The organism is Pseudarthrobacter linnaei (genome assembly GCF_055412825.1).
Genome location: NZ_JBVAYX010000009.1, coordinates 77,571 through 101,235, shown reverse-complemented (window position 1 = coordinate 101,235; position 23,665 = coordinate 77,571). Strand labels below are relative to the sequence as shown.

The 23,665-nt window shown below is 67.6% G+C and carries 20 protein-coding genes and 3 tRNA genes; 16 read left to right on the top strand and 7 right to left on the bottom strand.

The window, feature by feature from the left end; all coding sequences use genetic code 11:
* Entirely contained in the window at positions 1-1,038 is a 1,038-nt protein-coding gene (locus tag ACZYZ3_RS10695; protein ID WP_463963802.1) for a GNAT family N-acetyltransferase, read from the top strand.
* Positions 1,039-1,125: 87 nt separating this feature from the next.
* On the opposite strand, the gene ACZYZ3_RS10690 is transcribed toward ACZYZ3_RS10695, so the two are convergent.
* From ACZYZ3_RS10690 to ACZYZ3_RS10675, 4 genes are all read right to left on the bottom strand, one after another.
* Positions 1,126-2,568 (bottom strand): short-chain fatty acid transporter, encoded by a 1,443-nt coding sequence (locus ACZYZ3_RS10690; RefSeq protein WP_463963801.1) that lies wholly within the window; start codon positions 2,566-2,568, stop codon positions 1,126-1,128.
* A 73-nt stretch (positions 2,569-2,641) separates the two neighbouring features.
* Positions 2,642-3,472, bottom strand: a complete 831-nt coding sequence (locus ACZYZ3_RS10685) for a lysophospholipid acyltransferase family protein (RefSeq protein WP_463963800.1) — start codon at positions 3,470-3,472, stop codon at positions 2,642-2,644.
* 1 nt (position 3,473) lies between these two features.
* A complete protein-coding gene (locus tag ACZYZ3_RS10680) occupies positions 3,474-4,364 on the bottom strand; it encodes a DUF1295 domain-containing protein (RefSeq protein WP_463963799.1) in 891 nt (296 codons plus the stop codon).
* Complete coding sequence (locus ACZYZ3_RS10675) at positions 4,364-5,125, bottom strand: alpha/beta hydrolase (RefSeq protein ID WP_463963798.1); 762 nt, start codon at positions 5,123-5,125, stop codon at positions 4,364-4,366. Before ACZYZ3_RS10675 ends, ACZYZ3_RS10680 begins: the two co-directional genes overlap by 1 nt.
* 317 nt (positions 5,126-5,442) lie before the next feature.
* On the opposite strand from ACZYZ3_RS10675, the gene ACZYZ3_RS10670 reads away from it, so the two are divergent.
* The 6 genes from ACZYZ3_RS10670 to ACZYZ3_RS10645 all read left to right on the top strand — a co-directional run bounded on the left by ACZYZ3_RS10670 (position 5,443) and on the right by ACZYZ3_RS10645 (position 11,814).
* A complete protein-coding gene (locus ACZYZ3_RS10670) occupies positions 5,443-6,828 on the top strand; it encodes a YibE/F family protein (protein ID WP_463963797.1) in 1,386 nt (461 codons plus the stop codon).
* A gap of 64 nt (positions 6,829-6,892) precedes the next feature.
* On the top strand, positions 6,893-8,074 hold the full coding sequence (gene dusB, locus ACZYZ3_RS10665) for a tRNA dihydrouridine synthase DusB (protein ID WP_463963796.1): 1,182 nt from the start codon (positions 6,893-6,895) through the stop codon (positions 8,072-8,074).
* A complete protein-coding gene (locus ACZYZ3_RS10660) occupies positions 8,058-9,356 on the top strand; it encodes a deoxyguanosinetriphosphate triphosphohydrolase (RefSeq protein ID WP_463963795.1) in 1,299 nt (432 codons plus the stop codon). The genes dusB and ACZYZ3_RS10660 overlap by 17 nt, the downstream gene beginning before the upstream one ends.
* A gap of 73 nt (positions 9,357-9,429) precedes the next feature.
* Positions 9,430-11,379, top strand: a complete 1,950-nt coding sequence (gene dnaG, locus ACZYZ3_RS10655; RefSeq protein WP_463963794.1) for a DNA primase — start codon at positions 9,430-9,432, stop codon at positions 11,377-11,379.
* A 153-nt stretch (positions 11,380-11,532) separates the two neighbouring features.
* Positions 11,533-11,605, top strand: a tRNA-Asn gene (locus tag ACZYZ3_RS10650).
* 136 nt (positions 11,606-11,741) lie between these two features.
* A tRNA-Asn gene (locus ACZYZ3_RS10645) sits at positions 11,742-11,814 on the top strand.
* 76 nt (positions 11,815-11,890) lie between these two features.
* Here ACZYZ3_RS10645 and ACZYZ3_RS10640 read toward each other — a convergent pair.
* Positions 11,891-12,298, bottom strand: a complete 408-nt coding sequence (locus ACZYZ3_RS10640; RefSeq protein WP_463963793.1) for a hypothetical protein — start codon at positions 12,296-12,298, stop codon at positions 11,891-11,893.
* Between the two features lie 433 nt (positions 12,299-12,731).
* Positions 12,732-13,955, bottom strand: a complete 1,224-nt coding sequence (locus tag ACZYZ3_RS10635) for a multidrug effflux MFS transporter (RefSeq protein ID WP_463963792.1) — start codon at positions 13,953-13,955, stop codon at positions 12,732-12,734.
* Positions 13,956-14,138: 183 nt separating this feature from the next.
* On the opposite strand from ACZYZ3_RS10635, the gene ACZYZ3_RS10630 reads away from it, so the two are divergent.
* The 6 genes from ACZYZ3_RS10630 to ACZYZ3_RS10605 all read left to right on the top strand — a co-directional run bounded on the left by ACZYZ3_RS10630 (position 14,139) and on the right by ACZYZ3_RS10605 (position 19,555).
* Positions 14,139-15,032 carry a phage holin family protein gene (locus ACZYZ3_RS10630; protein WP_463963791.1) on the top strand — a complete coding sequence of 298 codons (894 nt, stop codon included), beginning with the start codon at positions 14,139-14,141 and terminating at the stop codon, positions 15,030-15,032.
* Positions 15,033-15,087: 55 nt separating this feature from the next.
* Positions 15,088-15,723, top strand: coding sequence for a CDP-alcohol phosphatidyltransferase family protein (locus ACZYZ3_RS10625; RefSeq protein WP_463963790.1), 636 nt, complete (start codon positions 15,088-15,090; stop codon positions 15,721-15,723).
* Complete coding sequence (locus tag ACZYZ3_RS10620; RefSeq protein ID WP_463963789.1) at positions 15,723-16,625, top strand: DMT family transporter; 903 nt, start codon at positions 15,723-15,725, stop codon at positions 16,623-16,625. The genes ACZYZ3_RS10625 and ACZYZ3_RS10620 overlap by 1 nt, the downstream gene beginning before the upstream one ends.
* Positions 16,626-16,732: 107 nt before the next feature.
* The gene (locus ACZYZ3_RS10615; RefSeq protein WP_463963788.1) at positions 16,733-17,929 is read left to right on the top strand and encodes a glycosyltransferase; all 1,197 of its coding nucleotides are present in this window, start codon (positions 16,733-16,735) and stop codon (positions 17,927-17,929) included.
* Between the two features lie 82 nt (positions 17,930-18,011).
* Positions 18,012-18,085 (top strand) — tRNA-Ile (locus ACZYZ3_RS10610).
* A 279-nt stretch (positions 18,086-18,364) separates the two neighbouring features.
* Positions 18,365-19,555, top strand: coding sequence for an acyl-CoA dehydrogenase family protein (locus ACZYZ3_RS10605; protein ID WP_463963787.1), 1,191 nt, complete (start codon positions 18,365-18,367; stop codon positions 19,553-19,555).
* Positions 19,556-19,653: 98 nt separating this feature from the next.
* Here the strand turns inward: ACZYZ3_RS10605 and ACZYZ3_RS10600 are convergent, their stop codons facing one another.
* The gene (locus ACZYZ3_RS10600) at positions 19,654-20,214 is read right to left on the bottom strand and encodes a M23 family metallopeptidase (RefSeq protein WP_463963786.1); all 561 of its coding nucleotides are present in this window, start codon (positions 20,212-20,214) and stop codon (positions 19,654-19,656) included.
* A 511-nt stretch (positions 20,215-20,725) separates the two neighbouring features.
* Between ACZYZ3_RS10600 and rpsB the strand changes: the two genes are divergently transcribed.
* From rpsB to pyrH, 3 genes are all read left to right on the top strand, one after another.
* Entirely contained in the window at positions 20,726-21,664 is a 939-nt protein-coding gene (rpsB, locus tag ACZYZ3_RS10595) for a 30S ribosomal protein S2 (protein WP_463963785.1), read from the top strand.
* A 152-nt stretch (positions 21,665-21,816) separates the two neighbouring features.
* Positions 21,817-22,653, top strand: a complete 837-nt coding sequence (gene tsf / locus ACZYZ3_RS10590; protein ID WP_463963784.1) for a translation elongation factor Ts — start codon at positions 21,817-21,819, stop codon at positions 22,651-22,653.
* Between the two features lie 236 nt (positions 22,654-22,889).
* A complete protein-coding gene (pyrH, locus tag ACZYZ3_RS10585; protein WP_282380705.1) occupies positions 22,890-23,627 on the top strand; it encodes a UMP kinase in 738 nt (245 codons plus the stop codon).
* The last annotated feature ends 38 nt before the right edge of the window (positions 23,628-23,665 follow it).

Genomic DNA, 23,665 nt, shown 5'->3' with positions numbered 1-23,665 from the left:
GTGGCGATCGCATACCGTGAATGGCGCGACGGCGATGACCTGGCGCTGCTCGAAATGTGGGGCGGGCCCGAAACAGAGCAGGCCCGGCAGTTCCGCGGCACCCTGGCACCCTCGGGCAACGCCCCGTGGCGCCGCTGCATCGTGGCCGAGGACGTCGTCGACGGCGTGGCCATCCCGGTCGCGGCCGGTGTGGTCCACGAGGCCTCGCTGCACCCGGAACGGCTCTGGGCCTTCATCGAGGTCGACCGTCAGCACCGCCGCGCCGGCGTCGGCTCCACACTGCTGACCATGCTCCGGCACGAAGCGGAGCAGTCGCCGTCGGGCGTGTCCCGGCTCCGGTGCAAGGTGGAACCGGGCACCCCCGGGGCGGCCTTCGCCGAAGCGGCGGGGCTGGCCCCGATCCAGCGGTCCCGGCTGGTCGTCGTCGACCCCGGAGCCCTCCGCCTGCCGGTCTTCGGCGACGGTTCCGAAGCTGCCGCCTCCGAGCAGGTCGAGGACCTTGCCACCGGTTCGGTGGAACTGAGCGGCGTCGTGGGCCGTTACTACACGTCCGTGCACGGCTGGGACAGCCCCGGCGACCTCAGCATCGGCACGGTCCAGCGATTGTTCCTCGACGAGCTCAGCGGGGCCCACGGTGCCATTGTGCTGCGGGCGCCGAAGGCCAGCGCCTTCGGCCAGGGCGTGCCGGCCAGCAGGAAGGGCCGGCTCCAGGCGTTCGCCATCAGCTACGCCGAGCTTGCCCCACCAGGGGCCGGCCCCGCTGGGGACCAAGCTGCAGGGGACAAGGCTGCAGCCTCGGGCGCTGTCCCGGCAGGCCAGCCCACCGACGTGTTCCTGGGCCACGAGCCGGAGCTCTCCGCCGAGGAGGCCCACGCCGCGGTCCGGGACCTGCTGGCGCTGATTGCGTTCCAGCACCCTGTGCTGCTCGAATTGGACGACTCGATGGAGGCGCTGCGTGCCGTCGTCGAGCCGCTGCTGGAAAGCGGCAAAGCCCGCGTCCAGGGCGCCGAGACCCTGGTCGTCTCCGACCCGGCGTAGGCCCACTTAACCCAACTGACCCGCAGCTGTGGCCGTTATGAAGCGTGAAAACGGCCACAGCTGCGGGTCAGTATGCGTTCAGCGCAATTATTTGGGCATCACCGGGGGAACGAAGTCGAACGTCATCCCCAGCAGCCAGACGAGCAGCAGGACCACCGGCAGGTGGAAGAGGAACTGCAGGAACGTGAAGCCCACCAGGTCGCGGGCCCGCAGCCTCAGCACCGCCAGCAGCGGCAGCATAAAGAACGGGTTGATCAGGTTCGGCAGGGCCTCGGCGATGTTGTAGATCTGCACGGTCCAGCCGAGGTTCATCTGCACATCGGTGGCGGACTGCATCACATACGGCGCCTCCACGAGCCACTTGCCGCCGCCGGAGGGGACCAGCAGGCCCAGCAGGGCCGTATACAACGCAATGACGACGGCGAAGCCGCCGCCGCTGCCGATCTCCGTGAAGAACTCGGCCAGATGCGCGGAGATGGTCATCCCGCCGTGCCCGGTGGCCTTGGTCAGGATCGCGGCCATCGCGGCGTAGAGCGGGAACTGGACCAGGATGCCGGCGGTCGCCGGGACCGCCTTGGTGACGGCCTGCAGGAAGTTCCGCGGCGTGCCGTGCAGCACCAGGCCCAGGATGAGGAAGACCAGCAGGTAGCCGTTGAGGCTGCTCACCACGGTGAGGAAGGGCTTGGTCAGGAACTGCGAGACCAGCCAGCCGAGCGTCAGGATGCCGGCCAGGACGGGCAGGATCATGCTGTATTCAAGCCATTCGCCCGGGCGGGAGCGCGGCTCCGATTCGCTCGGTTCGTCGTCAAGGTCGACGCCCAGGTCCTCCGCGGTGCGGATCGAGCCGCCCTCGGGGGCCGAGAAGTGCGCGATCACCGTGGTCAGTGCCATCAGGATGGCCAGGGTGAGCAGCGACTGCCAGGTGAAGATTGTGGTCCCGAAGTCCAGGATGCCGGTGATCTTCAGCAGGGCCGGCGGCAGCGAGGCGGCGGTGGCCTGCAGCTGCGCCGCGGAGGAGGACAGGCCCAGCGCCCAGACCGCGCCCAGGCCCATGAAGGCCGCGGCGCCGAGCGCACGGTAGTCCACGGTCAGGTCATTGCGCCGGGCGATGGCGCGGGCCAGCAGGCCGCCGAAGATGAGGCTGAGGCCCCAGTTGAGGAAGGACACCGACATGGACATCAGCGCCACGAAGCTCACGGCGGTGCGGGCGGTCGCCGGGATAAGGGCCAGCCGGTTGATCAGCCTTGCCACGGGCGGGGAGGTGGCCACGACGTAGCCGGTCAGCACCACCATGGCCATCTGCAGGGTGAACGCGGTCAGGTCCCAGAATCCGTTGCCGAAGGAATCGGCGATCGCCTGGGGCGAGGCGCCGATGGCCAGGGCGGCCACCGCGATGATGATGACGCCGGCCAGGGCGAAGATGTAGGCGTCCGGGAACCATTTCTCGGTCCACGCTGCCATCCGTTGGGCTATGCGGGCGAGACCGCGTTCTTCGCCGATTCCGTTTGTCGTCAGGACTGTGTTTGCCACAGAGGGGTACCTCTCCATTGAGTTCGATTTTGTACCCGTTGGAGTTTAGTCAGGACGACCGTGGTAACCGGGCTTATCGGCGCCGGCCGCCGGCGCGCCGCGGACCCTCGGCCTCGTCCAGACGCTGCCGTTCCTCGTCGGTGGGTGCTCCGCCGCCGAGGTCCGCCGGCATCCACCACGAGCCCGGGGACGGGGTGAGGGGAAAGTCGGCGATGCAGGCATCGATCCCGGCCTGGAGGATCCCGCGGAGCGCTTCGGTGGCTTTCTGTGCGCCCCGGGCAGGGTCCACGGTCACTGGTTCGCCGACATGGATCCGGACCGGCGCGCGCCAGGCGCGGGCCGGGGAGAAGCCGTGGCGTCGGGTCATCAGCCGGTGGGCGCCCCAGACTGACACGGGGATGATGGGCACTCCGGCCTCGGCGGCCATCCGCACGGCCCCCGTCTTGCATTCCCGCACCCGGAAACTGCGGCTGACGCCGGCCTCCGGCAGGACCGCGATGTACTCGCCCGCCTTCAGCCGGGCGACGGCGGCGTCATAGGCGTGGGATCCCGAGTCGTACCCCACCGCGACGTGCCCGGCGGCGCTGACCGCGGGCCCGGCGAACCAGTGGTCGGCGGCCGCCTGGGTGACCAGAAAGCGCATCTGGGCCCTGGCCTGCGACCACAGCAGCAGCTCGGCGAACGCGAAGTCGAGGTACCCGAAGTGCGTGATGGCGACGACGGCGCCCCGGCCGGGGACGACGCGGCGGGACGGGCCGCGCGGGGCCTCGTCGAGGGGTCCCGGCGCCGGGAGATTCTCCCGCCCGGTGACGATGACCCGGATCCGGAACAGCCCTCGCAGTGCCAGCCCGGTGCGGACAATGACGCGGTAGAAGCGGTCGCTGGGCCGGGGTCGCCAGGGCATCCTAGCGACCGCCCGGTTGGGGTCCGCCGGGCTGCTGCGCTCCGGGCTGCTGTCCGCCGGGCTGGTGTGCTCCACGCCGCGGACTGCGGGGCGGCAGGGGCAGGAACCCCGAGGTGGATTCCACGTATTCCCGGTAGCCCGGGCGGGCGGACATGGCCTTCTCGGTGAGCGGCTTGCCGGACTTGCCGGCGAGCAGCCAGATCATCAGCGCGGGGGAGAGGACAGTCAGGGCCCCGGGCCAGGAGTCAGCGGCGACGAGGAAAATCCCGGTCCAGACGGCGGCGTCGCCGAAGTAGTTCGGGTGGCGGGTGTAGCGCCAGAGCCCGGTGTTGAGCACGGTGCCGCGCCTGGCCGGATCGTCCTTGAATTGCGCCAGCTGCCAGTCGCCGACCGTCTCGAAAACGAAGCCGACCCCCCAGAGCAACACACCCAGCCAGGCCAGCCAGCCGAGGCTTCCGGTGCTGAACATCCCCACCTGGACGGGGAGCGAGACGAAGAACAGGATGATGCCCTGCGGCAGGTAGACCTTGCGCAGCGCGTAGACGTTGCGGGACCCGGGGGCCGAGGAGAGCATATCCATGTACCGCGGATCCTCCGGGCCACCGCGGGCCCTAAGACCGATGTGGAGGGCAAGGCGGAGGCCCCAGACCGCCACCAGACCCAGCAGCAGCAGGCGGCGGCCGCCGTCGCCGTGTCCGGCCGAGAGGAACCAGGAGATGGCGGCCACGACGACGAAGCCGAGCCCCCAGACGGTGTCGACGACCGAATGCCGGCTCTGGCGGACGGCGACGGCGAAGGTCACCGCCAGGAGGACCACTAGGCCCGCCGCCACCCACGGGAGGCTGGCCAGGAAGGCCCCCAACGGGAAAACGCTGAGCGGGAAGTCCGGCATCACAACACCACCGGAAGGCCGGCGCCGGCGACGGGCAGGAAGCTGCGGAACGCGTCGGCGCTGCTGTTCCGGAGGTCGCGGCCCGAGCCGGCGGCGAAGGCATCGAGAATGAAGCCGTTGGCCAGCGAGTTCCACAGGCCCACCCGGCGGAACATAAAGTGACCGGCACCCTTGAGTGCCACGTAGTCCACGGACTCCGCGACGCCGTCGGCCCGGCGGGCGTAGGCGAGCGAGTTCGCGGGGCTGGTCCAGCGGTCGTTCGTGCCGTGGACAATCAGGATCCGGCGGCCGGCCACCCGTTCCACCGGGGTCTGGGCATCGAGCCAGGGCGCCAGGGCGACGACGGCTTCCACCTGGGGGTGGTCCGCGACGCAGAGCGCGGTCAGGCCGCCCATCGAGTGGCCGAGGAGGTAAACGGGCACGCCAGGATGTTCGCGGCCGATGTGGGCGAGCGCCCAGCGGGCGTCCTGGACGGGGGACATGTCCTTCCCGTTCCAGCCCCGGTACCGGTTCCGGAGGGTCCATACGGCCAGCCCGTCGCGTGCGCCGCCGCTGTGAAGTGCCCGGGCGAAGGGCAGCATCCGGGCGGGACTCAGGTGCCTGCCGCGGACGGATTCGAAGCTGTTGGACCGCCCGCCGTGCAGCACCAGAACGACGCCCCGGGTTTCGCCGCTGGCCTTGGCCATGCTCAAAACGGCCCTGGCGTCCGCCCCGGGACCCGCCGGCTCAGGTTCGCGGTCGTCGATCTTGCGTATGGCCACGCCAAACCTCCACATCTTGTCCGTCACTTCCAACCATAGGGCGCAGTGCCCGCAGTTCAAGGTCCGCAGCTCATCTGCCGGCCGGCGGGCTCCCGGCCTCCGGGGGACATGCCCATTGAACATTCGGAGCGGCGCCGCCCGAAGATGGGACCGGCGGACCCGGGGGCGCAGAACCGCTTCCAGGTCAACCAGGACATTCCGTTTCCACCTCAACCAGAATTCTCCGTCCGCGTAGCCCGGCGGGCGCCCCGGCACGTCATGCGTCAGGACGGGGCCGGGAAACGCCGTAAAGTCTTCGGCATGAGGTTGAACTGCTGATGGGCGCCGGACATTCACACACCCCGCAAGGACATGCGGACCCGACGCCCCAGGCGCTCGTTGCGAGGAAGAAAGCCAACCTCATCCTGGCCGCCATCCTGATCCCGCTGACGTTGCTGACCCTCGTGGCGATGGCGCTGCTGTGGCCCTCGGGCAGCAAAGAGGGGATCACGCTCGCGAGCCCTTACGCGGCCGCGCCGGGCGTCACGTTCGACACGGGCAAGATCCAGCGCGTTATCACCGGCAGCTGCATGGACGCCCTCCCTCAGGGACAGGCCGGGACGGACGCGGCCCCGCAGCAGGGATCGGAATGCACCTTTGCGTTCACGGACCCGGACAGGGGCGGCAACCCCGTCAAGGTCGTCATCAACCCCGACGTCGCCAAATCACACGGTGTGAAGGCCGGCGACAACATCCGCTACCTGAACCTCTCCAAGGTCCAGGGCTCCGAAGCCCAGGGCACGCCGGCCTATGTCTTCGTCGACTTTGTCCGGACCCTGCCGATCATTTTCCTCGCGGTGCTCTACGCCGCCGTCGTGATCGCAGTGGCGCGCTGGCGCGGTCTGCGCGCGCTGATCGGGCTCGTCGGCGCCTACGGTGTGCTGGTGTCCTTTATGCTCCCGGGGCTAGTGGAGGGCAAGCCGCCGCTGCTGCTGGCGCTGGTGGGGTCCACGGTGATCATGATCGGTGTGCTCTATTTCGCCCACGGCTTCTCCGCCCGGACCTCGACGGCGCTGCTTGGCACCATGTTCGGCCTTGCAATTACCGCGCTGCTGGCGGCCTGGGCCACCGACGCCGCCAACCTCGCCGGCGTCGGCAGCCACGATTCCGCCACCCTCGCGAACATCTCGGGCAATATTTCCATCTCCGGCATCATCCTGTGCGGGCTCATCATCTCCGGCCTGGGCGTCCTCAACGACGTCACCATCACGCAGTCCTCGGCAGTCTGGGAACTGTGGGAGCTGGCCCCGGAAACCTCCGCGCGCCAGCTTTTCACCTCCGCGATGCGGATCGGCAGGGACCACATCGCCTCGACCGTCTACACCATCGCGTTCGCCTACGCCGGTGCGGCCCTGCCGGTGCTGATCCTGGTGATGCTCTACGAGCGGCCGCTGGGCGACGCGCTCACCAGCGCCGAGCTCTCCGAGGAAGTGATCCGCACCCTGGTCGGCTCCGTCGGACTGGTCCTGGCGATCCCGGTCACAACGCTGATCGCGGTCCTCGTGGTGAAGGCAACCGGGATCAAGGCACTGCGCGGGGCGGCGGGAACGGGCCGCAGCTTCGGCGGCAGCGCCGCCGTCGTTCCTCCCGATGCTGCCCCCGAGGACGCCTTCGCAGCGGCCTCGGCAGGGCGGCGCGGGCGGCGCGCTGCCGCACTGGACTGACCCCGTGTTTCCACATAGCAGGGGCGGATCCGGCCGATTTGCCCGGATTTGAGACAATGATCAGGTGACTGTTGTAGCTACCCCTCCCGCCGCCAAGCTGGAACTCCCGCCCCTGAAGCTGGGCCCCCTCACGGTGGACACCCCCGTGATCCTGGCTCCCATGGCGGGCATCACCAACTCCGCGTTCCGCCGGCTCTGCCGTGAATACGGCGGCGGCCTGTACGTCGCGGAGATGGTCACCTCCCGCGCCCTCGTGGAGCGCACACCGGAATCCCTGCGCATCATCGCGCACGACGACGACGAGAAGGTCCGGTCCGTCCAGCTCTACGGTGTGGACCCCGTGACCGTCGGCCAGGCCGTGCGGATGCTCGTCGAGGAGGACCGGGCGGACCACATCGACCTCAACTTCGGCTGCCCCGTGCCCAAGGTCACCCGGCGGGGCGGAGGCTCGGCCCTGCCGTGGAAAATCGATCTGTTCACCTCGATCGTGCAGACAGCGGTCAAGGAAGCCTCCCGGGGCAATGTCCCGCTGACCATCAAAATGCGCAAGGGCATAGACGAGGACCACCTGACCTACCTCGATGCCGGCCGGATCGCCCGCGATTCCGGTGTCGCCGCCGTCGCGCTCCACGGCCGCACCGCCGCGCAGTTCTACTCGGGCAAGGCCGACTGGTCCGCGATTGCCCGGCTGCGTGAGGCGCTGCCGGACATCCCGGTGCTCGGCAACGGCGACATCTGGTCCGCCGAGGACGCCATCCGCATGGTCCGCGAGACCGGGGTCGACGGTGTCGTGGTGGGCCGTGGCTGCCAGGGCCGCCCGTGGCTGTTCGGCGACCTCATGGCGGCCTTCGAAGGCAGCGATGAGCGCCACAAGCCGGCCCTGCGGCAGGTGGCGGAAGGCGTGTACCGCCACGCGCAGCTGATGGTTGAGACGTTCGGCAACGATGAAGGCAAGGCGCTCCGGGAGATCCGCAAGCACATGGCCTGGTACTTCAAGGGCTACGTCGTCGGCAGTGAACTGCGGACCAGGCTGGCCATGGTGACCAGCCTTGAGGTCCTGCGCGACACCCTGGACCAGCTGGACCTGGACTCGCCGTACCCCGGCGGTGACGCCGAGGGCCCCCGCGGCCGTGCCGGCTCGCCCAAGAAGCCCGCCCTGCCCAAGGACTGGCTGCTGGACCGCAACATGGACGCCGCCCAGTCGCGTGAGATTAGCCACGCGGAACTGGATGTGTCCGGTGGCTGAAACCAGGACCACCGCCCCCGTGCTCGACGGATACGTCGCCCGGGACACCGCCCGCTGGGTGGAGGAACCGCCCAAGTCCACGTACCGCTCCGACTTCGAACGCGACCGGGCCCGGGTGCTGCACTCCTCGGCGCTGCGCCGGCTCGGTGCCAAAACCCAGGTCGTGGCCCCCGACACCGACGACTTTGTCCGGACCCGCCTCACCCACAGCCTCGAAGTGGCCCAGGTGGGCCGCGAACTGGGCCGAGCCCTGGGCTGCGACCCCGACGTCGTCGACACCGCCTGCCTCAGCCACGACCTCGGACACCCGCCGTTCGGCCATAACGGCGAATCGGCGCTGAACGAAGTCGCCCACGCGATCGGCGGCTTCGAAGGCAACGCCCAGACGCTGCGGCTGCTGACCCGGCTGGAGCCCAAGGTCCTCACCACGGACGGGCGCCCCGCGGGGCTTAACCTCACCCGCGCCAGCCTCGACGCCGCGGCGAAGTACCCGTGGTCGGCGGCGAACGCGCCCGTCATCCACGGCGAGCGGACCAGCAAGTTCGGCGCCTACGAGGACGACCTGCCGATCTTCGACTGGATCCGCGAGGACGCCCCGGAGCGCCGCTCCTGCCTCGAAGCGCAGGTCATGGACCTCGCCGACGACATCTCCTACTCGGTGCACGACGTCGAGGACGCCATCGTCGCCGGGCACTTCCAGCTGCGCTGGATGGACAATCCGGACCACCGTGCCCGGGTGGTCGGCTACGCCAAGCAGTGGTACCTGCCGCAGAACGACCCGGCGGCGATTGATGCGGCCCTGGCCCGGCTGGAAGCCACCAGCGTCTGGGTGCGCGAGGCCGACGGCAGCCGCAAGTCGATGGCGGCGCTTAAGGACATGACCAGCCAGCTGATCGGCAGGTTCTGCCAGAGTGCGCTGGCGTCCACCCGCGCTGTCTACGGCCCGGAAAACCTGACCCGCTACAACGCGGAGCTGATCGTTCCGGACGAGACCGTGATGGAAATCGCCGTGATGAAGGGCCTGGCCACCACCTTCGTGATGACCACCGAACACCGGCAGCCCATCTACGAACGCCAGCGCGAGGTCCTGCACGCCCTCGTGACGGCCCTGAGCGCCACCGGGGACCGCCACCTGGAGCCAATGTTCGCTGCCGACTGGCGCGACGCGGAGGACGACGGCGCGCGGCTTCGTGTCGTGATCGACCAGGTGGCGTCGTTGACCGACGGTTCCGCGCTGGCCATGTATGAGCGGCTCGTGGGCAGCCTGCCGTCGCTGTGGTGACCTCCCTGGTGACCTTGCCCGCAGAACCCAGCTATGCGCCATTCCTGTCGTGGCGCGGTACTAGGATGGCACTGTGGCCGGCCTGATCAAACGTGAAGATATCGATGAAGTACGCCAGCGCACGGACATCAAGGAAGTTGTCGACGGCTACGTGACCCTCAAGGGGGCGGGGCTGGGTTCTTTCAAAGGCCTGTGCCCCTTCCATGACGAGCGTTCGCCCTCGTTCACCGTCCGGCCCCAGGTGGGCAGGTACCACTGCTTCGGCTGCGGCGAGGACGGCGACGTCATCTCCTTCGTCCAGAAACTGGACCACACCTCCTTCCACGAGGCCGTCGAAAAGCTCGCCGCCCGGATCGGCTTCGAGCTCCGTTACGAGGACGGCGGGTCCGGACCGAACCGCGAGGACGTCGGCCGCCGGCAGCGGCTGATCGATGCCCACAAGGTCGCGGACGAGTTCTTCCGCGCCCAGTTGCTGACCCCCGGAGCCACCGAGGGCCGCACCTTCCTGCACGACCGCGGCTTCGACCGCGCCGCGGCCGACCAGTTCGGCGTCGGCTACGCCCCGCAGGGCTGGGACTCGCTGCTCAAGCACCTCCGGGGCCGGGGCTACACGGATCCCGAACTCAAACTCACGGGAATGTTCTCCGAGGGCGGGCGCGGGATCTACGACCGGTTCCGCGGCCGGCTGATCTGGCCCATCCGCGACATCGCGGGGGACACCATCGGCTTCGGCGCCCGCAAGCTCTACGAGGACGACCAGGGCCCCAAATACCTCAACACCCCCGAGACCGCGCTCTACAAGAAGTCGCAGGTGCTCTACGGGATCGACCTCGCCAAGCGCAGCATCGCCAAGGACCGGCAGCTCGTTGTGGTGGAGGGCTACACCGACGTGATGGCCTGCCACCTCGCCGGGATCACCACCGCAGTGGCCACCTGCGGCACGGCCTTCGGCACCGAACACATCAAGATTGCCCGCCGGCTGCTTTCTGACGACGGCAGCGGCGGCGAAGTCATCTTCACCTTCGACGGCGACGCCGCCGGCCAGAAGGCGGCCCTGCGGGCCTTCGAGGAGGACCAGCGATTCGTCGCGCAGACCTACGTGGCCGTGGAGCCCAACGGCGCGGATCCCTGTGAGCTGCGCCAGTCCAAGGGCGACGCCGCCGTACGGGACCTGATCGCCACCCGCCGTCCATTGTTCGAATTTGCCATCCGGGCCGCCCTGAAACGGCACAACCTGGACACGGTCGAGGGCCGGATCGCCGCCCTGCGGGAATCCGCCCCGGTCGTCGCCCAGATCCGCGACGCGGGCATCCGTCCCGCCTACGCCCGGGAACTGTCCGGCTGGCTGGGCATGCCGGTCGAGGAAGTCAGCCGGGCCGTGGGCGCCGCCGCCAAACGTGCCGCCCAGGCGCCGTCGGGCGGAGCTGGTTCCGGCACCTACCCGGGCCAGGGCCGCGGCCAGGGCTCCGGATACGCTACGGTGACCGGCGGTGGATCCGCCCCCGGGGTGGCTCCCTTGACCGCGTCGGCCGCGCTGCCGTCCTTCAACCGTCCCGACCCGCGCGACCCCGTGGCGGCGATGGAACGGCAGGCGCTTGAGGTGGCCCTCCAGCAGCCCGGGATGCTTGAAGGTGAAACCTGGCAGCGTTTCTCCGAGGCGAGGTTCTCGACGCCGGCGTACCTGGCCATTCACGAGGCCATCCGGGCCACCGGGCTGGCGTTCGCGGCTGACCCGGTGCGCTGGGTGGAGCAGCTGCTGCAGGAGGTGCCCGAGCCGCTGCGCCCGCTCGTATCCGAGCTGGCGGTGGTCCCGCTGCCGGCCAGCACCGCCGACGGCGTCCTGCGCTACTGCAAGGACATCCTGGCGCGCCTGTTCGAGCTGCAGATCACCAGGGTCAAGGCCGACAAGATGGGACAGCTGCAGCGGCTGGACGCGACGGCCGACCCGGAGAAGTTCCAGCGGCTGAACCGCGAGCTCATGCAGCTGGAAATGCAACGGCGGTCCCTGCGCGCAGAGGCCTGATCTCCGCGCCCGATCGTCCCGCAGTGTTGTCCCGCAGTGTTGTCCCGCAGTGTTGTCCCGCAGTGTTGTCCCGCAGTGTTGTCCCGCAGTGTTGTCCCGCAGGGGCAATTTCACTTCCCGGCACGGTGTTTGCTAGGCTTGTATCCGCTTCATTCCTCCTTAGCTCAATTGGCAGAGCATTCGACTGTTAATCGAAGGGTTGCTGGTTCAAGTCCAGCAGGAGGAGCGCGCAGTCCCCGTCCCGGGTCACCGGGACGGGGACTTTTTTATACCCGTAGGGGGTATTGCCGGACAATGACGGGCAGGGCGGCGGTCCGATTTCCTAAGCGGCAAAACCTTTGCTAATGTCATACCTGCTTCATTCCTCCTTAGCTCAATTGGCAGAGCATTCGACTGTTAATCGAAGGGTTGCTGGTTCAAGTCCAGCAGGAGGAGCGGACAGGTCCCGCAGCCGGTGAAAAACTGGCTGCGGGACCTTTTTTGTGCCCTCTTACGGCGGCCTGGAGGGTGCTCAGACGAAGTACATCTCCACCTGGAGGAACCGCTCCGCCTCCGCCACGGCTGCACTGAAGGCTTCGAGCTCGGTGGGGGACGTGCGGGGTTCCCTGGGGTGCCATTCGTGCGGTGCGGAGTGCACCTGGGTGAAGCCGCCGCCGGGCGGGGCGTAGAAGATGCCGAAGCGCTGCACGGGCCACTCCGGAGACGTTTCGGGTGCGACCAGGAGCGCCGCATCAACGGCCGGGTTGTACCACTGGGCGATCGGGCGCCGGCGGTCCTCGGTGAACAGGCCGGCTGCGAAGAGGGCCGCCGACTGCTGGCTGGTCTGGCTGCACAGCCGATCCCACCACAGAGGCAGGATTCCGGCGTCGCACCGCTGCCACGTGGCCGGTTTGGGCGGAGGATCCTGCCAGTGGGGCACATCAACAACCTTATCGCCCGCCGTGGAGCGGCAACAGGGCCCCCGGGCAACTGCGCGGACCCGCCCCGGGGGACATGCCCACTCTGGGCGGCCATGCCGGGGGGGCATGCCCAGCGCTGGGGCCCGCGCGTGGACATGGCGCCCATATGCCCACTCCCGGCTGCGACGGCTGGGCATGTCCTCCGCGCGGGGGTGGTCCTGGGCTTGACGCCGCGGGGGACATGACCGGTGCCGGGGGCGGCGCATGGTCATGGTGCCCATATGCCCACTCCCGGCTGCGAAGGCTGGGCATGTCCTCCGCGCGGGGGTGGTCCTGGGCTTGACGCCGCGGGGGACATGTCCGGTGCCGGGGGCGGCGCGTGGACATGGTGCCCATATGCGCACTCCTGCGCGCCAAAAATGGGCATGTCCAGCGGGGTGGGGGCGTGCGGGGCTACTGGATCGGCGGGACCGTGCGGGGCCTGACGACCAGCCAGAGGGCGGCCGCGGCCAGGAAGATGCAGGCGGCCTGGACGGCGCCCATCGGGGTGGAAGACGTGACACCGAGCCAGCCCACCACCGGCGAGATGAGGCCTGCCATCAGGAAGGTGGCGGCACCGAGCAGGGAGGCCGCGGTCCCGGCCTGGGCGCCGTGCTTGGCGAGCGCCAGCACCTGGACACAGGGGAACGTGAAGCCGGCGCCGAGGATGTAGAACCACAGTGGCACCATCACGCCCCACAGACCGAAGCCCAGTTGGTCGAAGAGCACGATCAGCAAAGCCATCAGGAACATCCACGCCGTGGAGCATGCCAGGATCCACTGCGGCGGGACCTTGCGGATGAGCCTCGAGCTGGTCTGCACGCCCGCGACGATGCCCAGGGAATTCACGCCGAAGAGCAGGCCGTACTGCTGCGGGCTGAAGCCGTAGACGTCCTGGAACAGGAACGGCGACGCGGACAGGTACGTGAACAGCCCGGCGAAGTTCATTCCGCCCACCAGCAGCAGCCCCACAAAAATCCGGTCCCTGAACAGCACACCGTAGCGCTGCCGGGCGGTCATGCCGGTTTTTCCGCGAAGTTCCCGGGGCAGCGTCTCGCGCACCACGAACACCGCCGCGATGAGGACGCACATGCCGTAGCCGGCGAGGAAGAAGAAGATCCCCGGCCACGGCATGAACAGCAGCAGCTGGGAACCTATCACTGGAGCGAGGATCGGCGCCAGGCCGTTCACCAGGGCCATCCGGGAGAACATCCGCACCATGGCGAAACCGCTGAACAGGTCCCGCACCATAGCCATGGCCACCACGCCGCCGCCCGCGGCGCCGATGCCCATCAGCACCCGGAAGAAGCCCAGCGTCGTGATGTCGGTCGACAGTGCAGCCCCCAGTGAGGCCGCAATGTGCACCGCCGTCGCAAGGATCAGCGGCATCCGCCGGCCGAACTTGTCGCTCAGCGGGCCCACCACCAGTTGGCCCAGCGCAAAGCCGAGCGTGGTTCCGGTCAGTGTCAGCTGCACGGCCGCCTCCGAAACGGCCAGGCTCTCTTCCAGTGCCGGGAAAGCCGGAAGGTACAGGTCGACGGTGAAGGGTCCCAGTGCGGTCAGGGCGCCGAGCATCAGGATGTAGAGGAGCTTGCGGCGGCGGCTCAGGGAATCGCCGGGATTGGTGGGTGTGGTCACAAAGGTCAATCCTAGGGCGCACGGCCGCCGGGCAGGTCTGCAGCGGAGGGCGCGCCACAGCCCGCGCCCGCGCGGCGGCCGGGAGCCTGAATGGTACTTTTGACACCGGGGTGTGCGCGAAGCTGCGCAGACCGGCAAGCCCGCGGAAGCGGAATCACAGACGTAACCAGATAGGCGGGACCGATGAGCGGACGTCACAGCGGCGGGACAAGCGGGGGGCTGCGCATTTCCGCGCTGCCGAAGACGCTGAAGCTGATCTCCAGACTGGCTCCGCGGCAACTCAACGACGAGATTGCCCTCGCCAAGGTCGAGATCAAGCGCAAGGGCATCCAGGTCGGTGTTGCCTCAGCCTTTCTCGCCGTCGCGCTGATCTTCGTCGCTTTCCTGGTAACCGGCCTGATCGTCGCCGCCATCATGGGGCTCGCGACGGTCATGCCCGCATGGCTCGCGGCCCTGCTGGTCTGCGGCGTCTTCCTGCTGATCGCCCTGATCGCCGGCCTGGTCGGGGTCGGCAAGTTCAAGAAGGCCCTGCCGCTGGTTCCCGAAGACACCATCCGGGGCCTCAAGTACGACCTCGGCATCGCCAAGGAGGGCTCAGCGTTCGATCCTGCCGTGCTGGATCCGGAATCCGAGCAGTACAAGGCAGCCAAGGCCGCCAAGGCAGAGGCCGCCGCCAAGGCCCAGTCGGAGAAGGAAGCCAAGAAGGCTGCCGAGCCGGACTTCGGCCCGCCGCCCGCCGAAGCGGAACTGCGACGCCGGCTGGACCAGCGCCGCACCCACCTCACCGGAGTCCGCGACGAACTCAACGAGGAACTGGACGTCAAGACCCAGGCGCAGGCCCTCCTGGCCGTGGCCCAGGTGAAGCTGCAGGACGGCAAGGAACAGCTCAGCGGCAAAGTTGCCGAGCTTCGCGCCGCGGCCAGCCGCCGCGCAAAGCGGCCAGCGGCGTCCGGCGGAGCCGGTACCGACGGCGCGGGCGTGGCAGGCCAGCTGGGCCAGCGCTGGAAGCCGCTCGTGGCGTTCACCGCCTCGGCAACCGCCCTCGTGTTCCTGCTGCGCAAACTTATTAAGGGCTAGGTAGCCCGCTGAACTGCAACGCCCGATCGTTGCCGGCCATGGAAAGGGGGACTGGATGAAGTTCATCGGCGCTGGTTCCCGGCCTGGTCGGCCCCAGACCCACCACGACAGGGTTTTGACCATCCCCAACGTGTTGACCGTCGTGCGGTTCCTCGGCGTGCCGCTGTTCATCTGGCTCGTGCTCGGGGTGCAGGAATACGGCTACGCTGCCCTCGTCCTGGCGATCATGGGCAGCACGGACTGGGTGGACGGCTACGTCGCCCGCCGGTTCGACCAAATGTCCAACCTCGGGCGGGTCATGGATCCCATCGCGGACCGGCTTTCGCTGATTGCGGTTGCTGTGACGCTGGTGATCGCCGGCGTCGTGGAGTGGTGGTACCTCGCGGCGCTGCTGATCCCGGACGCCATCCTGCTCGCCCTGTCGCTCTACTACTTCCACGGCCACCCCGACCTCCCCGTGAGCCGGATCGGCAAGATCCGGACTGCGCTCCTGCTGGTCGGCACGCCGCTGCTCGTGCTCTCCAAACTCCCGGTCCCCGGCACCGAGGTCTACCTCACCGCCGCCTGGATCTGCCTGGGGCTGGGGCTCGTGGGGCACTGGATCGCCGGCTACAACTACTTCTGGGCCATTATCCGCAAGGGCAAAGAGCTCAAGAGCCACAAACCCGACGCCGACGGCGGCACCCGCTGATGGTTTGGTTCGCTGTTTTGCTTGCGGTACTGGGCGCGTTTTGCCTCGCGATCGGCGCCCAGCGGCAGGGAAGCGCGGTCAAGGCCGACACCGGAGGGCTGGCGCTCAGCAACCACGGCATGCTTCGTCTGATCCGCAACCCGCGCTGGGTATTCGGCCTGCTGCTGCTGGTCCTTGGCATGGCGATGAACGCCGTTGCCCTGGTCATGGCGCCGCTGACCGTAGTCCAGCCGATCGGGGCCATTGCCCTTGTCATCACCACGATCGTCAATGCCAAGGACCAGGGGCTGACCATCAACCGGGCCACGGTGGTGGCCATCTCCGCCTGTGTCACCGGCTCGGCCCTGTTCGTGATCCTGGCGGTCAACGTGACCCAGGAAACCCATCAGGTCAGCTCCTCCGACGAGCTGACCATTGTGCTGCTGCTGGCCCTGGCTGTCGGGCTGTTCGGGACCCTGGCCCTGGTGTTCCGGCACCGGATGAGCGCCTTTATCTACATCCTCGGCGCGGGAATCCTGTTCGGCTTCGTCGCCGTCCTGACCCGCATCATCGGCAAGCACCTGCTGGATCCGAACGGCCTGGGCGTGCAGAATGTGCCGTGGTATTCGGTGGTCGCCATCGTGGCCGCCGGAGTCCTGGGCTCGTGGTTCGTCCAAAACGCCTACTCGGGTGGCCCGCCGGACCTCGTGATCGCCGGACTGACAGTGATCGACCCGATCGTCGGGATCGCGATCGGCATCACGATCCTCGGCGAGCTGCGCCCGGATGTCCATGCGGTGACGGCCATAGCGATGGGGGCGGCCGGTTCGCTTGCTATCGTGGGAGTGATCGCTTTGTCCAGACACCATCCCGAGGTCACCAAGCGCAAGAAGGACGCGCGGAAGGCCGCGGGTCGGGTGTAATAGGACGTCAACAGACCTCAGCAGCAGGCCCGGCACGCCTGCGCCGGCAACCAGCCGGCCACCACAAGTCCCAGCTGTCCGCACCGTGACCACCAGGAGCCCCCCACGTGACCATGCCTGACAACCAGCACCCGCTGACCATCCTGATTGCCGCGGACACGTACCCGCCCCACGTCAATGGCGCGGCCATGTTCGGCTACCGCCTGGCTCGAGGCATGACGGCGCGCGGACACGAGGTTCACGTGCTGGCCTGCCGACCGGACAAAGGCAAGAGCTACACCGAGTTCAGCGACGAGGGCACGGTCCACCGGATCCGCTCGCACTCAGTTCCCACTCACGAATACTTCCGGATCACCTTCCCCTGGGAAATCAAGAAGGAAATCAGCCTGCTTTTCGACCGGATCCAGCCCGACGTGGTGCACATCCAGAGCCACTACATGATCGGCGAGCACGTGCTCTACGAGGCCGTCAAGCGCGGTATCCGGATCGTGGCGACCAACCACTTCATGCCCGAGAACCTGAACCCGTTCCTGCCCTTCCCGCAGTGGTTCAAGGACATCGTGGGACGCATTTCGTGGAAGGACATGGGCAAGGTCATGGGCCAGGCCGACGTCGTCACCACCCCGACGCCGCTGGCGGCCAAGGCGATGCATGAGCACGCCTTCCTCCGCACGGTCCTGCCACTGTCCAACGGCATCGACTCAGCCGCCTACGAACTCAAACCGGGGGAGGAACTGGAACGCCACTCGAGCCCTACCGTGCTGTTTGTCGGACGGCTCGCCGAGGAAAAGCACATCGATGTCCTGGTCGACGCTGTCGCCAAGACGCCCAGGGAGATGAACGTCCACCTTGAGATCGTCGGCGGCGGCGAGGTGCGCCCGGCCCTGGAGGACCAGGTTGACAGGCTCGGGCTGCAGGACCGGGTCACGTTCCTCGGCCTGGTCAGCGACGCCGACCTCCGCCAGGCCTATCTGGCGGCGGACCTGTTCTGCATGCCCGGGACGGCGGAACTGCAGTCGCTCGTGACCCTGGAAGCCATGTCGGCTTCCACTCCGGTGCTGCTGGCTGACGCCATGGCGCTCCCGCATCTGGTGCACGACGGCGAAAACGGCTATCTGTTCACGCCCAACGACAGCGACGACCTCGCAGCCAAGATGGTCCGCGTACTGTCGCTGCCCGCCGATGAGCTGGCCGCGATGGGCAAGGCGAGCCGTGGCCTGGTGGAGAACCACAGCCTCGAGCGCACCCTGCAGGCATTTGAGGATCTGTACCGCGGCGCCAGCTACGACGACCTCGTCGTCTGAACCGGGGCACTACTATTGTTAGAGTGATTTTCGCCCGGGAATCCTCCGGCCCCGCTCGGGCCTGAAAGATTTCCGGGCGCAAGGGGCTATAGCTCAGCTGGTTAGAGCGCGGGACTCATAATCCTAAGGTCCTCGGTTCAAGTCCGAGTAGCCCTACATTTCCGCGGAACCCTGTGAGGGAACCGCCTCCACGGGAGCCGTGGCCGACGTTGGACGCCGGCCACGGCTCCTTGGATTTGTGCGACGGTGCGTTGTCCAGACGGGCGCCGATCCTCGTAGCCCTGGGGGGGGAACGCGTCCTTTGTCTGCCCATCGGTATGTCATCCGCCACTTGCGGCGCCCTCGCGAACTGCGGTAAGTTACTCGTGAGTAACATCCCGCCGGCGTAGCGCCTGTGTTCTCCTGGTCGCTGCTGATCTCCCGTGAAGGAACACCATGCCCAAAGCTGACATCGACATCAACAACCTCCCGTACGCCGATGGCGACTTCTTTGCGTTCGAGCAGCTGCTCAGTGGCAAGGAACAGGACCGGCTCGCGGAGGTCCGTGAGTTCCTGGCCCGCGAGGTCAAGCCGATTGCCGTTGACTGCTGGAACCGCGCCGAGTTCCCGATGGACCTGATCCCGAAGCTTGCCGAGATCGATCTGGTCAGCCCGGTCCGGAGGCAGGGTTACTCCAACCTCTTCGCCGGCATCATGCACGCCGAGGCAACCCGCGCCGACACGTCCATTGCCACCTTCATTGGCGTGCACGACGGACTCTTCACCGGCTCCATCGAGGCGCTGGCCTCCCAGGAGCAGCAGGAAGCGTGGCTGCCGGACATCTACTCGCTCAAGAAAATCGGCGCGTTCGGCCTCACCGAGCCCCTCGGCGGGTCCGACGTCGCCGGCGGCACCCGCACCACGGCCCGCAAGGAGGGGAACAGCTGGATCCTGAACGGAGCCAAGCGCTGGATCGGCAACGCCACGTTCTCCGACTGGGTCGTCATCTACGCCCGCGACCTCGCCGACAACCAGGTCAAGGGCTTCCTCGTCGACACCAAGACCGAGGGCTACACGGCCACCAAGATCGAAAACAAGATTTCGCTGCGCACCGTGCAGAACGCCGACATCACCCTCGACAACGTTGTGGTCCCCGAGTTCTTCAAGCTCGCCAACGCCAACAGCTTCCGCGACACGAACAAGGTCCTCAAGGTCACCCGCCTTGCCGTTGCCTGGCAGGCGGTCGGCCAGCAGCTCGCCGCGTTCGACGTGGCCCGCCGCTACGCCGTGGAGCGCAGCCAGTTCGGGCGCCCGATTGCCTCCTTCCAGCTGGTGCAGCACCAGCTCGTGCAGATCCTCGGCAACGCCGTCAGCTCGATGGGCATGATGGTGCGGCTCTCGCAGTTGGAGGACCTTGGCCAGGCCAAGGACGAGCAGTCGGCGCTGGCCAAGGCTTTCACCACGGCCCGCATGCGCGAGAGTGTGGCCCTGGGCCGCGGCATCCTTGGCGGCAACGGGATCGTCACGGACTACGAGATGGCCAAGGTCTTCTCGGATGCCGAGGCCATCTATTCCTACGAGGGCACCCACGAGATCAACACCCTCGTCACAGGCCGGGCGATCACGGGCATCTCCGCGATCGTCTAGGAAACGGCCCCTGGGCGCACGGCGGCCCCAAGACGCCCGGCGCCCGGCGGTCGGTTCCACCGCCCGCGGCCCTTCGTCCTGATCCGCCCTCCGCGCCCCTACCCGGGTGCGGGATCGAGGGGAGGAAGCAGGACGGAGGGCCGCAGGTCTGTCACGAAGGCCAGCGGATTGAGGTATTCCGCGCCGCGGCGAACGCCCCAGTGGACACAGGGCGCCGGCGTGCAGTGGCCGGGCTGGATCCACCCCAGGACTTCTCCCTGGGCGACGGCGCCGCCCGCCTCGAGATCGCTGCGAACCGCCTCGAAGCTGCTCCGCAATCCGCTGCCGTGGTCGACGGTGATGACCGCACGATCCGCCACGACGCCGGTAAAGCTCACGGTTCCGGTCGCGGGCGAGGTGACCGGGGCGCCGTCGTGCGATGCCCGCAGATCCACACCGCGGTGCCCGCTCAGCCAGGGTCTGGCCGGCGGATCAAAGGCGCGCAGCACACCCGGCCGGGGGCTCAGCGGCCAGCTCCACCCCGCAGCCACCGTGCCGGAGCCGCGCGTGGGGCCCGTCGTGGGACCGGGCGGCGCTCCTGGGCCGGCGGATGCCGTCACGGGGGAGAGTGCCAAAAGGAGTGCGGCAGCCAGGGCGGCAGCGTGCGCCGGAGTGTTCATGAACCAAGCCTGCTGTTGCCGTCTGATCGGCGGAAGTGCCCCACCGGTCTATGTGGACAGCGGCGCGGAAACTGGCATTGCAGAGGCGCTGCAAGGACTCCCGCGCAGGCGCGGCGAAGCCTCCGTGGGCCCTCCGCAGGGCCTCCGCAAGCCCTCCGCAGGCCCCCGGAAACCGTGCAATCGGGCACCGCCCCTGTAGTACACTTGGTGGAGCAGTTTGCTGTGCCCTCACGCTTGATCAAGGTAATTTGTCTAAGCCGGCACGCCTCATTCAGGGGTGCGGGGGAGCAGCGGCTGACTACGCGTATCCAGCCCAACTCATTCGAAGGTTCAACTCTTCAGGGTGTGGAGGACTGCGCTTCTTTCGGTCCGGGCCTGTGGTCCGGTGGAGAAGCGCAGTGGATGCCAGGAGCACCGCCCGCCTGGGTGTTGCTAATTAACCGTCAACTATTGGCAGGGTAAGACAGCCCGTGGGCTGTCTCATGAATGACCTGCCGGAAGGAGCGCCGGCATGCCCGTCGTAACTATGCGCCAGCTGCTTGACAGCGGCGTCCACTTTGGACACCAGACCCGCCGTTGGAACCCGAAGATGAAGCGTTTCATCTTCACGGAGCGCAACGGCATCTACATCATTGACCTGCAGCAGTCGCTGTCCTACATCGACCGTGCCTACGAGTTCGTGAAGGCCACCGTTGCACACGGCGGCACCGTTCTCTTCGTTGGCACCAAGAAGCAGGCACAGGAATCCATCGCCGAGCAGGCCACCCGCGTTGGCCAGCCGTACGTCAACCAGCGCTGGCTCGGCGGTATGCTGACCAACTTCCAGACGGTCTCCAAGCGCATCCAGCGCATGAAGGAACTCGAAGAGATTGACTTCGACGACGTCGCCGGTTCCGCGTACACCAAGAAGGAGCTGCTGCTCCTTCGCCGCGAACTCACGAAGCTGGAAACCAACCTCGGTGGTATCCGCAACCTGACGAAGGCGCCTTCCGCGCTGTGGATCGTTGACACCAAGAAGGAACACCTTGCTGTCGACGAAGCCAAGAAGCTGAACATCCCGGTTGTTGCCATCCTGGACACCAACTGCGATCCGGACGAAGTCGACTTCCCGATCCCGGGCAACGACGACGCCATCCGCTCCGTCAACCTGCTGACCCGCGTTGTTGCTGACGCCGTTGCTGAGGGCCTCATTGCCCGCAACCAGCGCGCCACCGGCACCACGGAAGCTCCGGAAGAGCCGCTCGCCGAGTGGGAGCGCGAGCTCCTTGAGGGCAGCAAGGCCGAAGAGGCTGCTGCCGCTCCGGCCGCTGAAGCCGCTCCGGCAGCTGCCGAGGCACCCGCCGCCGAGGCTGCTCCGGCCGCCGAAGAGGCACCCGCCGCTGCAGAGGAAGCCCCGGCAGCCGCCGAGGCTACCCCGGCTGCTGACGACGCCGCCGGCGAAGCCAAGTAGTCAGACAGACTGCTTTTCTCAGCTGACATATAAATCCGGATCTCCCCGCACGCCCTGCGCGTAAGGGGAACTGACAGGATGGCCGCTCACCGGGTGAGCTGCCGTCCTGTCAGTCCGTACACCACACAAAATTTCTAGACAGAGGGGTTCACATGGCGAACTACACTGCCGCTGATATCAAGGCTCTGCGCGAGCGCACGGGCGCCGGCATGATGGATGTCAAGAAGGCTCTTGACGAGGCTAACGGTGACGCCGAGAAGGCCATCGAAATCATCCGCATCAAGGGCCTCAAGGGCGCTACCAAGCGCGAGGGCCGCTCCACCGCGGAAGGCCTGGTTGCTGCCAAGGTCGCCGGCGGCGTTGGCGTAATGATCGAAGTCAACTGCGAGACCGACTTCGTTGCGAAGGCTGACAAGTTCATCCAGCTCGCCGACAAGGTCCTGGCTGTCGCCGTCGAGTCCGGCGCTGCCGATCTCGAGACCCTGCTCGCCACCGAGGTCGACGGCAAGCCGCTGTCCGAGGTTGTCGTCGAAGAGGGTGCAGTTCTGGGCGAGAAGGTTGTTGTCCGCCGCATCGCCCGCCTCGAAGCCGCCACGGTCGACGCTTACCTGCACAAGACCTCCAAGGATCTCCCGGCCCAGGTCGGTGTCCTGTTCGCTGTTGACGGCGAAGGCGAAGCAGCTGCCACCGCAGCCCACGACGTTGCCGTTCACATCGCTGCGATGTCCCCGAACTACCTCTCCCGCGAGGACGTTCCGGCCGAGCTCGTCGAGTCCGAGCGTCGCATCGCCGGGGAGACTGCCAAGGCTGAAGGCAAGCCCGAAGCTGCAATGACCAAGATTGTGGAAGGCCGTGTCACTGGCTTCTACAAGGGCGAGGTTCTCCTCGACCAGGCATTCGCCAAGGATGCCAAGAAGTCTGTCGCGCAGGTTCTCGAAGAGGCCGGCGTCAAGGGCACCGGATTCGCGCGTTTCCGCGTCGGTTCCTAACCAGACACCAGTCAGGCACTTAGTCAGACACCAGTCAGACACGCTGAGGGGGTGGCCACTGCGGTGGCCGCCCCTTTTGCATGCACACCGGGTATGCCCGCAGGTGTTCCTGCAGGCAGGCCTGCAGGGTCATGGATCCCGGAGGCCATCCCGGGGCAGCGCCGGGTCCGGGCGGAATGACGCCTTTGGTCCCCGGCACGATACCCTTTTTCAGAGTTCACCAACGGGAAGGCACCATGGAAACCGTCACTACTTCAGTCCAGCCAAAGAAGAGCCGGCGCCGAGTCCTGTTGAAGCTATCGGGTGAGGTCTTCGGCGGCGGAAAGCTCGGCGTTGATCCTGACACCGTCCGCGGCGTCGCCAAGCAGATCGCCGCAGCAGTCCCCGACGTCGAGGTTGCGATCGTCGTCGGCGGCGGGAACTTCTTCCGCGGCGCCGAATTGTCCCAGAGCGGCATGGACCGTTCCCGCGCCGACTACATGGGCATGCTCGGCACGGTCATGAACTGCCTGGCCCTCCAGGACTTCCTGGAACAGGCCGGCGTCGAAACCCGCGTCCAGAGCGCCATCACCATGGGCCAGGTCGCCGAAGCGTACATCCCGCGCCGCGCCATCCGCCACATGGAAAAGGGACGTGTTGTCATCTTCGGCGCCGGCGCCGGCCTGCCGTACTTCTCCACCGACACCGTGGCCGCCCAGCGCGCCATGGAGGTCCACGCCGACGTCGTCCTGATGGCCAAGAGCGGCGTCGACGGCGTCTACACCGCGGACCCCAAGAAGGACCCCACGGCCGAGAAACTGCACCACCTCAGCTACGATGACGCCCTGCGCCGGGACATCCGGGTGATGGACCAGACCGCCATGACCATGTGCAAGGACAACAACCTCACGATGGTCGTGTTCGGCATGGAAGGCGAAGGCAACGTCACCCGCGCCATTCTGGGCGAGGACCTGGGCACCGTCGTCACCCCCTAGCACCGGCTAGGATGTTTTCAGGACAGTTCCGCTCCCCG